The 11,833-nt window shown below is 32.9% G+C and carries 11 protein-coding genes and 1 CRISPR repeat array; all 11 genes read left to right on the plus strand.

The genetic code is table 11. The features are described 5' to 3' along the window. A partial coding sequence (gene cas1 / locus CD122_RS09260) for a type II CRISPR-associated endonuclease Cas1 (RefSeq protein WP_103358697.1) occupies positions 1–822 on the plus strand: 822 nt, incomplete at its 5' end. Then, positions 822–1,127, plus strand: a complete 306-nt coding sequence (gene cas2, locus CD122_RS09265; protein ID WP_103358698.1) for a CRISPR-associated endonuclease Cas2 — start codon at positions 822–824, stop codon at positions 1,125–1,127. The genes cas1 and cas2, both read left to right, overlap by 1 nt. Before the next feature lie 17 nt (positions 1,128–1,144). Then, complete coding sequence (gene cas10, locus CD122_RS09270; protein WP_103358699.1) at positions 1,145–3,424, plus strand: type III-A CRISPR-associated protein Cas10/Csm1; 2,280 nt, start codon at positions 1,145–1,147, stop codon at positions 3,422–3,424. Continuing rightward, complete coding sequence (gene csm2 / locus CD122_RS09275) at positions 3,421–3,831, plus strand: type III-A CRISPR-associated protein Csm2 (protein WP_103358700.1); 411 nt, start codon at positions 3,421–3,423, stop codon at positions 3,829–3,831. Before cas10 ends, csm2 begins: the two co-directional genes overlap by 4 nt. 1 nt (position 3,832) lies before the next feature. After that, positions 3,833–4,477, plus strand: coding sequence for a type III-A CRISPR-associated RAMP protein Csm3 (csm3, locus tag CD122_RS09280; protein WP_103358701.1), 645 nt, complete (start codon positions 3,833–3,835; stop codon positions 4,475–4,477). Between the two features lie 9 nt (positions 4,478–4,486). Beyond that, positions 4,487–5,395: a type III-A CRISPR-associated RAMP protein Csm4 gene (gene csm4 / locus CD122_RS09285; protein ID WP_103358702.1), complete on the plus strand. Its 909-nt coding sequence runs from the start codon at positions 4,487–4,489 to the stop codon at positions 5,393–5,395. A gap of 238 nt (positions 5,396–5,633) precedes the next feature. Beyond that, on the plus strand, positions 5,634–6,404 hold the full coding sequence (locus tag CD122_RS09290; protein ID WP_240624150.1) for an RAMP superfamily CRISPR-associated protein: 771 nt from the start codon (positions 5,634–5,636) through the stop codon (positions 6,402–6,404). Between the two features lie 181 nt (positions 6,405–6,585). Next, complete coding sequence (gene csm6 / locus CD122_RS09295; RefSeq protein WP_240624151.1) at positions 6,586–7,677, plus strand: type III-A CRISPR-associated CARF protein Csm6; 1,092 nt, start codon at positions 6,586–6,588, stop codon at positions 7,675–7,677. Next, positions 7,674–8,426 (plus strand): CRISPR-associated endoribonuclease Cas6, encoded by a 753-nt coding sequence (gene cas6, locus CD122_RS09300; RefSeq protein ID WP_103358703.1) that lies wholly within the window; start codon positions 7,674–7,676, stop codon positions 8,424–8,426. Before csm6 ends, cas6 begins: the two co-directional genes overlap by 4 nt. Positions 8,427–8,590: 164 nt before the next feature. After that, positions 8,591–9,337: a CRISPR direct-repeat array (repeat unit 36 nt; unit sequence AAACAGAGAGTAACCCCGTTAATAGGGGACGAGAAC). Positions 9,338–9,589: 252 nt separating this feature from the next. Then, on the plus strand, positions 9,590–10,273 hold the full coding sequence (locus CD122_RS09305) for a flavin reductase family protein (RefSeq protein WP_103358704.1): 684 nt from the start codon (positions 9,590–9,592) through the stop codon (positions 10,271–10,273). Between the two features lie 30 nt (positions 10,274–10,303). Beyond that, positions 10,304–11,608 (plus strand): YjiH family protein, encoded by a 1,305-nt coding sequence (locus CD122_RS09310; protein ID WP_240624152.1) that lies wholly within the window; start codon positions 10,304–10,306, stop codon positions 11,606–11,608. Positions 11,609–11,833 lie beyond the last annotated feature (225 nt).

The raw sequence follows: 11,833 nt of genomic DNA on the forward strand, positions 1-11,833 counted from the left end.
GTTAAATACTTTTTATTTAGTGAGATAGATGCAATAATATTTGATCATCCAAAGTGTTATCTCACTCAATCGTTAGTAGTAAAATGCGTTGAAAATTACATACCTATTATTTTTTTTGATGAAAAACATTCTCCAATAACTGAGGTTAATATGAATTTTCGGTCCACAGTACGCTTGAGCCGCATTTCATTGCAGTTACAAATGTTGGGTAAAACCAAAGATAGAATTTGGAAGAAGATTGTAATGAAGAAGATATTAAATCAGACTAAATGTTTAGAGAATAATTTGGTTTATTCTAATAAAGTTAAAGAACTTATTGCTGTTGCTAAAGAAGTATCAGTAGGTGACAGAAATAACCGTGAAGCATTAGCCGCACGTATTTATTTCCAAGCACTTTATGGAAACAAATTTAAAAGGGGAAGGTATGATGATTTAACTAATGCTGGTCTGAACTATGGTTATGCTATTATTAGATCATTTATTAAAACAGAATTAGTAAAACATGGATTTGAAATGAGAATGGGGATTAAACATTACTCGACAGAGAATCCTTTTAACTTATCAGATGATATCATAGAGCCCTATAGACCTTTTATTGATAATAAAGTATATGAAATAATCAACAATAAAGAGTCTGAATCTTTCGGAAAATGTGAGAAAAAGAAATTATTAGAAGTTCTTCATGATAAATGTATTATTGATAATAAAGTTTTATATTTGTTGGATAGTATTAGAATAACCATTCAATCTTTAATACAGTGTTACGAAAAAAATAGTCCAACTCCATTAAAGTTACCTCAAATGATTGGGGTGGAAAGTTAATGCATTTACTTGTAGCATTTGATCTTTCAAGAGAAACTAAGATGGATAGACGTAAAGCCAGTAAGTATAGAATGCAATTATTGGAACTGGGATTTAGTATGAAACAATATAGTCTGTATGAGAGACAAATAAAAAACAACTATAAGCGAGAAAAAATAATTGAAATATTAAAAAAAGAATTACCTGATAATGGTATAATAACAGTGTATTTTATACCAGATGAAGTTAATAAGCATCAAATTACAATTCTGGGTAAACATGTTGACCATATTATTCACAGAGAACCACGGATTGTATTTTTATAAAGTGAGAGGAGTAAAGCATGAATAAGAAAACAACGTTGATGTACGGTTCATTGTTACATGACATAGGTAAGATTGTTTATAGAAGTAATCAACATTCATTTGCTAAGGGGACACATTCAAAGCTAGGTGCAGATTTTCTTAGTCAATTTAAAAAGTTTGATAATAAAGAAATTTTAGAATGTATTCGATATCACCACTATAAAGAGTTAAAAAATGCAAAAGTTGCTGATGACAGCAATGCATATATAACATATGTAGCCGATAATATTGCTAGTGGTATAGATAGAAGAGATGTTATTGAAGAAGGCGAAGAGTCTCAAAGTCAACATAAATTAAAGTTTGATAAATTCACCCCGCTATACAGTGTATTCAATGTTGTTAATAGTGAAAACAAAGATGTGTCTGATGGAAAGCTTCATTTTGAGAATGAGAAACATCTTTCTTATCCATCATCTGAGCCACTTAAATATACAAGTAGTCAATATAATGAACTAGTTAATGATATGACTTTAGATATTCGACATAAATTGAAAGTAAATAGTTCATTTTTTCCTTCATTTTTACAATGGACTGAAAGTTTGTGGCAGTTTGTACCAAGTTCGACTAATAAAAATCAGTTAATCGATATCTCATTATATGATCATAGTCGTATAACTTGTGCAATAGCTTCAAGTATGTATGATTACTTTGAAGAAAACCATATTACCAACTATAAAAAAGCACTATTTTCAAGCTACGATACTACTAAGAAATTTTATCAAGAGAAAGCATTCATATTGTTAAGTATGGATATGAGTGGTATTCAAGAGTTCATTTATAACATTAGTGGTAGTAAAGCATTGAAAAGTTTAAGGTCTAGAAGCTTTTATCTTGAATTAATGCTAGAAGTAATTGTGGATCAATTTTTAGATAGCGTGAACCTGAGTAGAGCAAACCTCCTTTATACGGGTGGTGGGCATGCTTATTTATTATTACCTAATACTGATGGATTAAAAAAGCAAGTATTAAAGTTTAGTGACTATTTAAAAGAATGGTTTATGAAAGAATTTACTACAGATTTGTCTATTTCCATTGCATATGAGCCATGTAGTGGTGAAGACTTAATGAATACAAATGGTGAATACAAGAATATATGGCGTAACCTAAGTCTAAAATTATCCGATAAAAAGGCACATAAATACACAGCTGCCGATATTCTAAAATTTAATAAAGGACAGTCTGATGGAGAACGCGAGTGCAAAGAGTGTTTGAGAAGTGATATAAGTATCAATGATGATGGTTTGTGCTCTATATGTGAAGGTATCATTAATATCTCAAATGATTTAAGAGATAAATCCTTTTTCATATTGGCAGATGAGGGGATTTTAAAAATGCCTTTTGATAAAAAAGTGTATGTTATAGATGATGAAGCAGCAGAAAAACTCACTTCTGAACATCCTGATATTCAGATTTATAGTAAGAATAACCCTTATGTAGGTGTAGGCGTATCTAGAAATCTTTGGATGTGTGACTATGATTATGCAAGTACTCATAGTCAATCGAAAGATAAGGGTATCAGTAGTTATGTTGATAGACTAGAAGGTGTGCAACGATTAGGAGTTTTGCGTGCAGATGTTGATAACTTAGGTAATACATTTATTAATGGTATTCCTGAAAAATATAATTCTATTTCTCGTACTGCAACACTTTCTCGACAATTATCTTTGTTCTTCAAGTATGAATTGAACAATATTTTAGAGGAGTTAAAAATTACTTCAATATATTCTGGAGGAGATGATTTATTTTTAGTTGGTGCATGGGATGACATTGTAAAGGCAAGTATTGAAATACGAGAACATTTCAGAATGTTTACACTAGGAAAATTAACACTTTCAGCAGGTATAGGTATTTTCCATGACAAGTATCCGATATCAAAAATGGCTTTTGAGACTGGGCAATTAGAAGGTTATGCTAAAACAGGAGAAAAAAACCAAGTTGCATTATGGACTGAAGAAAAAGTCTATAATTGGGATGAACTTAAAGATGACATCTTACATGAGAAACTTGAGGTTATACGTTTAGCATTTGAATCTTCTGAGCATCATGGTAAAGCATTTTTATATAAAATTTTGGTTTTATTGCGTAACGATGAAGCAATTAATATTGCGCGATTAGCTTATCTATTGTCAAGAAGCCAAATAGCAGATGAGTATACATCGCAGATTTTCCAATGGGCACAAGAAAATAAGGATAAAAATCATTTGATTACAGCCATTGAATACTATATATATCAAACAAGGGAGGCTGATGTACAGTGAAATCACAAAAAAAGACAAGCAATGGCATTGTTGATTTTCAATTTGCACAAAAAATTGTAGAAAAAAATGCTAGAAAAAAAGGTGGAAAGACAGAGATATTTAACGGGCTTACAACTACAAAATTAAGAGGATTATTAAGTAATGTTAATCGTCTTTATACAATTGTTTTTAATACGACAAGTGATGAACTGTCGAATGAATTTGTAAACGAACTCGAATACTTAAAAATTAAGTTTTATTATGAAGCCAGTAGAGAAAACGCAGTTAAAATTTTTCTATCTGAGGCAAAGATAATTGAAAAGCTTGATATGGTTATACAAGATAGGTCTAAAACAGCATTTTTAGATTATTGTAAATATTTTGAAGCGCTTGTTGCATATGCCAAGTTTAATAGAATGGGGGATTAGTATGTATTCGAAAATAAAAATTACAGGACAAATAAGGGTTATGACAGGGTTACATATTGGAGGCGGTGGTGAATCTAGCATGATAGGCGCTGTTGATGCACCTGTTGTCAAAGATCCACAAACACGTTTACCTATTATACCTGGAAGTTCAATTAAAGGTAAATTGAGATGGTTATTAGCCAATAAATATGGTTTAAATATTAGACAAGAAAGCCCAAATGATGATGCTGAAGAAGTTTTAAGACTATTCGGTTCAAGTAACAAAGGTAATATTAAGCGGGCAAGATTACAAATATCAGATGCATTTTATTCCAATAATACAAAACAGCAGTTTGAAAACAATGAAGTCCCTTTTACAGAAACTAAATATGAAAATACGATAAATAGATTGACAGCTGCAGCTAATCCTAGACAGATAGAAAGGGTTACACGTGGCTCACAGTTTGATTTTACATTTATTTACAACGTTGAAGATGAATCAGAAGTAGAAGAAGACTTTCAAAATATCAGAGAGGCCATGATATTATTAGAAAATGATTATCTTGGTGGTGGTGGTACACGTGGAAATGGACGCGTTTTATTTGAAAATATTTCTGTGGAAACGGTAATAGGCGAATATAATTGTTCAAATCTTATGATTAAGTAGGTGGATTTCATGGAAATAGAAATATTTAAATTACAATTTAAGTCACCTGTTCATTTTGGTCATAAGCGCTTATCAGATGGTGAAATGACAATAGCTGCTGACACTCTATTTAGTGCCCTATTTATTGAAGCGCTTCATCTTGGCATGGATACAGAGTGGTTATTACGAGAATTGGTTATCAGTGATACTTTTCCATACGAGGGCAGTATCTACTATTTACCAAAACCACTTATACGTGTCGAATCAGCTTCATCTGGGAACCATAAAAACTTCAAAAAATTAAAATATGTCCCAGCGTACCACTATAAAGAGTATATAGATGGAAAGCTAACAGATGAGGATGCTAAGGATTTAAGCGATATATTTAATGTAGGGAAGTATACACTTCATACTAAAGTATCGTTGTTTAATCAAATGAGAGATGCAAATGAAGATAGTGAACCATACTCAATTGGTACATTCTCCTTTGAAAACAATGCAGGATTATTTTTTATCGCTAAGGGCAGTGATAAAGCAATAGATCAACTTAAAAGAGTATTGTTATCATTGCAATATGCAGGTATTGGTGGGAAACGTTCTGCTGGTTATGGAAGATTTGAGGTATTGTCTTGTCAAAATGAAGACATAATGAAACTAATGAGTAATAAAGGTGAAACGAGTATCTTACTGACGACTGCAATGGCAAAAGAAAATGAAATTGAAGAAAGTTGTAAAGGAGCAAGATATTTGTTGTCAAAACGATCTGGTTTTATCCAATCAGTCACCTACTCTAAAAATTTAGTAAAAAAACGAGATTTTTATAGTTTTGCTGCAGGTTCTGCTTTTATAAATAAGTTTGAAGGAAGTATTTTTAATGTCGGTACTCAAGGGAATCATCCCGTGTATCGATATGCCAAACCACTATGGTTGGAGGTGTAATGATATTGTTAAAAACTTATAATGTCGTTATTAAAACATTAGGTCCGGTTCATATAGGTGAGGGACGTACTCTGAAAAAACATGAGTATATTTATGAATATTATAAAGGTGTAGTGCATTATGTTGATGGTTCGAAGTTGGTTACGTACCTTAAACATAAGAATCTTCTAAATGAATATCTTGATTTTATACGTAAAACTCCGAAAGTAGACTCTCGAAAAGTACAGTTAAAAAATTTTTGGATAACTTAAACATCAAAAAACAAGATTGGCATCACTTTATTGATTATTCTGTACCTGTCAATCAAGGGAAAAAGAATAGCGAAAACAAAAGTAAACCATTAAATAATATTGATTTAATGGTCCGAGATGGACAACAAAGTGTGTATATTCCAGGGAGTTCTTTAAAAGGAGCCATTAAAACAGCATTATTGGGAATTCGCAATAATGAAAAGGATACAAAATGGTATAGCAAGCTAAGTGTAAGGGATTCGTTGCCGATTAATAAGGACTCTATAGCAATCTACGAAAAAATTGACGTCAATAGAAAGGATAATCCCATGGTAGTATATAGAGAATGTATTGACGTGGGGACAGAAATAAAGACAACAATCACAATTGATGATGATATACTTTCAATAAATGAAATAGAAACCGCTATTAAAGCTTTTTTTGATAACTATCGAAAAAAGTGGTTAGATGGTTTTAATAGTACAGCAGTTGAACGAGAAGTATTAAATGAGACGATACCAGCACAAAAAAATATTATATATTTAGGTGGTGGTTCTGGGTTTGTAAGCAAAACGTTACAGTATCAAAGGTATAGTAAAGATGATGCAAAATATAAAGTATTTAATACTTTGAGCAGAAGATATAAGAAAGTGTATGGGAAGTTAAAAAAACCACCTAAGAACGTGCCGATAGCATTAAAGGCAACACATAATAAGAATGAGCGGAAATGGTACCAACAAGGTATGTGTGAAATTAGTTTTCATGAAATTATTGAATAAAGGTAGTGATCAAAATGACAGTTTTATTTAGTCCGGTGGGTAATTCTGATCCATGGAGAAGTGGAAGAGATGGTGCTATGTTACACATAGTGAGATATTTTAAGCCTAAAAAGGTTGTATTATTTTTTACTGAAACATTGTGGCTAGGCAAATTTCAAGGCCAAGGCCACCAAGAGTATGAATGGAAAAAATCATTCAAAGTGTTTCAAAAGATACTGAAGTCGAAGTGATAGTGGACAAAATTGAAAATGCCCAAGATTTTGATGTGTATAAAGAAAAGTTCCATGAATATATTCAAGTGTTGGAAAAAGAATATCCCAATGATGAAATACTGTTGAATGTCACAAGTGGAACACCACAAATGGAAGCAACGCTGTGTTTAGAGTACATTGTTTATCCCCATAGAAAGAAATGTATTCAAGTTTCTACTCCTGAGAGAGGAAGTAATGCGAATTTAAGTCATTCAACACCACGAAAAGAGACTGAACTTGTACATATTGAGACAGTCAATATTAATGAAGAAGAAAATGAACCGCGTTATAAAGAGATTGAAATTATCAGTTTTAGAGAAGCTATGGTAAGGTCTCAAATCTTAGGTTTAATTGAAAACTATGATTACGAAGGGGCGTTATCATTAGTTAAACAACAAGAAGTATTTCGAAATAAAGACTTTTTGATTCGATCGTTAACAGAAATAACAAATAATATCAAGACGCACAGGGTATTTAAAGATATTGATGAAAAATATGATAATGAAGACCTGAAAAAAGTGTTATTTCATTATCTCATTTTAAAGTTAAAGTTTGATCGGGGTGATATTGCAGAAGTTTTGATTCGTGTGAAATCGATTGCTGAATATATTGCTGAATGTTATATAAATGCAGAGTATCCTGAACTTATTACTTATGAAAATGAGCGTCCTCAGTTTAATCAAGAAAGTGCCTTTAGAATTAAGTACGAAATGTATCTTAAATCAATAAAAAAATATTTTAGGAAGTTTGATACCTTAGGGTTACCAGCGTATGCAGACATACTCAAGTGTTTTGAAAATAATTCAAGTGTTACAGCAGAAGTTAATAAAGTTTTGAAAATAAATAAGTATCGTAATTCTGTAGCTCATAAATTAGATACTATAAATATTAACAATTATAATCAAATTGGAAAAGCAGTGAAAGCTATTGAAAAAATGATTATTGATATCTTTAAAGAAGTAGATAAAAATGATTTTGATTATTTACAAGGTATCAATAATACACTTAGGGAGCATATATGATTACAAAGTTGCAAATAGAACTGAATCTACGTGACGATATTTACCCGAGATTTTTAGGGAGTGTGTTACATGGTGCATTAATGGATTATTTACCAAGTGATATGGTTCAGTTTTTACATCAGAATTCTGCGTATAGTCCTTTAAAACAACGTGTTTTTGTGAGTAATGGCGTGGTTTTTTGGGAAATAGTAAGTATGAATCAAGAGTTGAGTAATCAACTCTTGATGCTGTTAAGTAAAAATACACATATTTATCTAAAGCAGTATAAATACCAATTGAAGATTAATGATTTTGTTGTAACTAATATTAATGTGTCAGAGCTAATGAATAGTAAGTTGAGCTCGGATCAATTGTCAAGGTACATTAAGCTGAGTTTAGTAACGCCAATGTCATATAAATCTAATAATAGGTACGCAATCCTACCTGATATTAAAATGTTTTTTCGAAGTATTATGATACAATTTGATAGTTTTTTTAGTGAATATCAAATGTACGATAAAGAAACTTTAGATTTTATAGTAGAGAATGTATTTATATTAGATTACGGAATGAGAAGCACACGATTTCATATCGAGAAAGTGAAAATTCCATCGTTTATGGGAGAATTAACTATAAAAGTGAATGGACCAGCACCATTTTTAAAGTTGATACATTTTTTAATTGCTTTTGGTGAATTATCAGGTGTCGGGATTAAAACAAGCTTAGGTATGGGGAAATATCAAATTATGGAGAGTACAGACACTAATTAAAATTGTTATTTCTAGAATGTATAGCTACTTATTTTCTGGCTAATATGATATATTTGTTGTCCATCATTTGGACATGCACTATATTGTTTGTATATGTTTGTCTAAATTTTGGGCAGCGAATAATGGCTAGAAGTGTTAGTATTACAGCAATAAAGGCGTTGTCTAAACAGAGAGTAACCCCGTTAATAGGGGACGAGAACTAGACAGGAACAAAGATATAGCCCCTATTACGTACAAAACAGAGAGTAACCCCGTTAATAGGGGACGAGAACTTCATATAGAGATACGTATTGTTCAAATAATGAATGAAACAGAGAGTAACCCCGTTAATAGGGGACGAGAACCAATATAATTATTTTTCATAATAAACACTCCTTATAAACAGAGAGTAACCCCGTTAATAGGGGACGAGAACTTTAACTCTTCAACAACTTCACATTTGCTTAACGAAACAGAGAGTAACCCCGTTAATAGGGGACGAGAACTGATTGACCTCAGGAAATTTTTTTGTCATTGTTTATAAACAGAGAGTAACCCCGTTAATAGGGGACGAGAACAGAGTAATGTTTTAATATTGTATAATCATTGAAACAGAGAGTAACCCCGTTAATAGGGGACGAGAACCTCTTTGTTTCTCGTATAACTCCATTACCTTACCTCCAAACAGAGAGTAACCCCGTTAATAGGGGACGAGAACCGCTTTTGAAAAGTTCTCGTTTCATCATTTTGTCAAACAGAGAGTAGCCCCGTTAATAGGGGACGAGAACGTAATAACCACAAACATGTCGCTTATACTGTCTTTGAAACAGAGAGTAACCCTGTTAATAGGGGACGAGAACTCATAGTATTTTTTCATTTGGTCTAAGTCATCTTCCAAACAGAGAGTAACCCCGATAATAGGGGACGAGAATTATTCTTCAACCCTAGGAGATAGAGAGAAGTTTCGATAATAAGAGGATTAGTTAGAAATACTGTGAGGTTTTAATTAACAGATGCATAATGTTGTAAGAAATATACTTCTGTTTGCTTTTATTGCTTCTAATTTATATAAAACGCACACTCATTTATCGAATTTTCTTATAATTCAATAGGTTTTATGTATTAGACACTTATTACACCCTTTGGTAGATTAAAGTAAAGTCATATATCAAGGGGGAAATGTTATGGAATATTCACCAAAGCAAGGGGTTAGAAGTCATGGTTTGCCACATGATCCGTTTAAGAGTAGTACGGTACCACGTCCGATTGGTTGGATTTCGACGGTGTCTAAGGATGGAAAGGATAATTTGGCGCCGTATAGTCAGTATCAAAATTTAACTTGGGACCCACCAATGGTTATGTTTGCGGCGAATCAGTCGGTATTGGGAGATCATGAGCGTAAGGATACTGTGAAGAATGCAGAAGAGACAGGTTGGTTTGTTTGGAATATGGCAACATATGATTTACGAGAAGCTGTGAATTTGTCTTCTAAGGCATTACCACCTGAAGAAGATGAGTTTGAATTTGCAGGTGTAACAAAAGAAGCATGTATTGAAGCACCAGGCTATCGTGTGAAAGAGTCACCTGTCCATTTTGAATGTGAGTATGTACAAACGATTCGTATTCCAACGGGTGATCCTGTTTCAACAGTAGATATCGTCATTGGTCGTGTTGCGCAAGTACATATCGATGACAATGTGATTATGGATAATGGGAAGTTAGACATTAAGTCCATTCGCCCAATTGCACGTCTAGGTTATTACGACTATACAGTTGTAGACCAAATCTTTGAAATGAAAGCACCAGCCGCAACGAAAGAAGAACTTGCTGGACTTGAAGGACGTAACTTCGACAATAAAACTGAATAATGGTTGAACCATCAAGGGGAGATGGGGACAATGAAGGGAAAATTAAGAAACACATTAGAATTTGTTGTTTATAGCTTAATGGGAATTATCTTTTTCTTTATACCAATCACACTGAATGGTTCGACTTCTATACCGTTAGACCATGTCGTTACTTTCTTTCAAGAACATCTAGCGACACTATCTAAGGTACTGATTTTAATCGCAGTCATCTGTGGAGGTATCTTGCTATTTATTCAAAAAGATTGGGAAAAGGGGAAAATCGCAACAAGCTTTATCGTTTTCAAAGTTTTAGGTGCGATTATCGGCATTTTATTATTTTTCAAAATTGGACCAGATTGGTTTGTGAATGAAAAGACAGGACTGTACCTGTATGACTATCTTGTTGTACCAGTTGGACTAACAGTACCTATTGGCGCAGCATTTCTCACATTTTTAGTCAGTTACGGTTTGTTTGAATTCGTAGGGGTATTCACACAACAGATTATGAAACCTATCTGGAACGTACCTGGACGTGCAGCAGTCAATGCGCTTGCTTCATTTGTCGCAAGCTTTGCGGTAGGGTTATTAATTACAGACAAAGAATATCGAGAAGGCAAATACAATCATAAGGAAGCAGTCATTATCGCCACTGGATTTTCAACAGTTACCGTAGCATTCATGATTGTCATTGCCAAAACACTCAATTTAATGTCGCATTGGAACCTATATTTCTTTGTGACATTATTTGTAACGTTTGCGGTAACAGCCATCACGACACGCATACCACCTATTAGTCGTATGAGCACAGAATATTATGATACGCCAGAAGTAGAAGAAGACTTGAGTGACCTTTCATTTAACAGTAAAGTATCACTTGCTTGGGAACGAGGATTAACAACTGTTAAAGAAGCACCACATTTATTTAACAATATTTGGCAGAACTTTAAAGAAGGCGTGCTAATGACCATGAGCATATTGCCAACTATCTTATCAATTGGATTGATTTTTATGTTACTAGCCGAATATACACCAGTCTTTAACTACGTAGCCTATATATTCTATCCATTGACAGCACTGTTACAAATACCAGAACCATTCTTAGCAGCAAAAGGCACAGCAATCGGCATTACGGAAATGTTTTTACCATCACTCATCGTTGTTGAAGCATCAATCGTCACAAAGTTTATTATCGCAGTCGTGTCAGTATCAACAATCATATTCTTCTCAGCGAGCGTACCGAGCATGATGTCGACACACATACCATTAAAGATACACGAACTTGTGATTATCTGGTTTGAACGTTCAGTATTAAGCTTAATCATCGTAACGCCCATCGCATTTTTATTCTTGGGATGATAGACACAATTTTATATAAAGCGTATAGATATTTTAGAACAGGGTATGGTTATATTCAGTTCTAGAATATCTTTTTTTTGTTTAGTGGATTGCAAACTATGTAATATTACTAATTATAATATATCAAAAAATATTTATAGAAGGAATATTTAGATTAAAAGTGATATATATATATATAATAAATCTAGTCATACCATGTTTTTTAGTACAGGGCATGTCTAGATA

The sequence above is a fragment of the Staphylococcus rostri genome (assembly GCF_002902145.1).
GTDB classification, from domain to species: domain Bacteria; phylum Bacillota; class Bacilli; order Staphylococcales; family Staphylococcaceae; genus Staphylococcus; species Staphylococcus rostri.

Bases quoted from the DNA above. Each gene is read 5' to 3' on its own strand.
- CD122_RS09305 (WP_103358704.1), top strand. From the start codon at position 9,590: ATGGAATATTCACCAAAGCAAGGGGTTAGAAGTCATGGTTTGCCACAT.
- csm6 (WP_240624151.1), top strand. From the start codon at position 6,586: ATGGAAAAAATCATTCAAAGTGTTTCAAAAGATACTGAAGTCGAAGTG.
- cas2 (WP_103358698.1), top strand. From the start codon at position 822: ATGCATTTACTTGTAGCATTTGATCTTTCAAGAGAAACTAAGATGGAT.
- cas10 (WP_103358699.1), top strand. From the start codon at position 1,145: ATGAATAAGAAAACAACGTTGATGTACGGTTCATTGTTACATGACATA.
- CD122_RS09310 (WP_240624152.1), top strand. From the start codon at position 10,304: ATGAAGGGAAAATTAAGAAACACATTAGAATTTGTTGTTTATAGCTTA.
- csm4 (WP_103358702.1), top strand. From the start codon at position 4,487: ATGGAAATAGAAATATTTAAATTACAATTTAAGTCACCTGTTCATTTT.
- cas6 (WP_103358703.1), top strand. From the start codon at position 7,674: ATGATTACAAAGTTGCAAATAGAACTGAATCTACGTGACGATATTTAC.
- csm3 (WP_103358701.1), top strand. From the start codon at position 3,833: ATGTATTCGAAAATAAAAATTACAGGACAAATAAGGGTTATGACAGGG.